This is a genomic window from Lysobacter sp. N42 (genome assembly GCF_004344885.1).
Genome location: NZ_SKFB01000104.1, coordinates 1 through 1,475 on the forward strand (window position 1 = coordinate 1; position 1,475 = coordinate 1,475).

The following is a 1,475-nucleotide window of genomic DNA, read 5'->3' on the forward strand; positions in this document are numbered from 1 at the left end:
CGAGCCGAGGAGCCCGGTGCGGGATGTAGCCGAAGACGACGGGAGACCTCGAGCGCCACTGCTGAATACGGCCAGGCTACGTACACAGCTAACACCTGAGTTAAGCCGCGCCGCGAAGCGGCGTCGGCTTGGACGAATTGTTAGGCGCCTAGCGACGATGCACCGGGTGCCTGAGCCAGACCGCGGAGGATATCCAACCGGTTGGGCGGTGCGTTAGGGGCCAGGAACGCCGGAATGGTGTCCGGTGTTCGGCGAGGGCGGGAAAGGAATCGGACAGGCCACTCGGTGACGCGACGCTCCCGCATGTGGATGTCGTGACCTTCCTCGGGCTCGCTGATGTACTCCTCTTGGAGCACGAGGGCGAGAGGCGCCTGCGCGCCCTTGGTGCTCTGAGCGAATTCCTCCGCTTCCTCGTAGCTTTCGAACGCGTAGTAGTAATCGCTGCCCTCGGCCAGATCTTCGGCACCGCTTCTGGGATAGCACCACACTCGATACTCAAGGACCGCATCCCACACGTAACCGCCGCCTGCCTTAGCTGACGCGGGATAGGTGCCAACTAGGCTCGGGTCTAGAACTTCCGGGTACTGCGTCGCTTTCATAGGCGCCTAACACCTGAGTTAAGCCGCGCCGCGAAGCGGCGTCGGCTTGGACGAATTGTTAGGCCCCGCCCCGTGCATGGAACCCATGGGTGCAACGCCTAACTGCCAGACGTGATAGTACGACGGCACGGTGTAAGGATGCCGCGCCCCGCGAACGGCCGAAGAGGATGGCTGCAGGTGCGAGGTTTGGACGCTGAGGCTGCCGCAAGCGGAGCGGCCTACCTTTCCGGTGCGACGGGACCGGCCGGCGCGATGGACTTGCATGGAGCCCGAGCCCGAAGGCGAATTGGGCTTTGGTGTGAACCAGGCCGTGAGCGGCGCCGGGTGTTGCCGAAGCTATGCCGCGGAGCACGGCGGCAGAGGGTAGAGAGAGAGACTCACCAGCACCCGAGACCTTGCCTGCGGGGCCTAACACCAGAGCTAAGCCGCGCCGCTGCGCGACGGTAGGGGCCCGATGATGCCAGAGCCACCGGCCGGATCAACGAAGCCGTGAAGCGGCGTCGGCTTGAGCGACTTGTTAGCTGTGCGCAGCGGGTGCTGTTGGCGCCAGCCATAACGGCTTGCTTTGCACCCGCTGCAATGAGCGAAGCGAGAATGGGTCAGAGCAACCCGGCGAAAGCCGCACCCCGGCGGCGGCCGAAGCCGTGGGATCCGGCCCGCCATGCTGCCGAGCGCCGCCCCGTCATGCCTGGGCGGTATGGAATACCGCAGACGACGCGGCTTGCGCGGCGCGAGCCGAGAAACCTCGGCGCCGGATGTGGCCGAAGACGACGGGAAACCTCGAGCGCCACCGCTGAACACGGCCAGGCCACGTACACAGCTAACACCTGAGTTAAGCCGCGCCGCGAAGCGGCGTCGGCTTGGACGAATTGTTAG

At 65.3% G+C, this 1,475-nt stretch carries 1 protein-coding gene; it reads right to left on the minus strand.

What is annotated here, in order from left to right; all coding sequences use genetic code 11:
• Nucleotides 1-140 precede the first annotated feature (140 nt).
• Nucleotides 141-599, minus strand: a complete 459-nt coding sequence (locus tag EYQ95_RS26100; protein WP_132332132.1) for a GCN5 family acetyltransferase — start codon at nucleotides 597-599, stop codon at nucleotides 141-143.
• Between the last annotated feature and the right edge of the window lie 876 nt (nucleotides 600-1,475).

Bases quoted from the DNA above. Each gene is read 5' to 3' on its own strand.
- EYQ95_RS26100 (WP_132332132.1), bottom strand. From the start codon at position 599: ATGAAAGCGACGCAGTACCCGGAAGTTCTAGACCCGAGCCTAGTTGGC.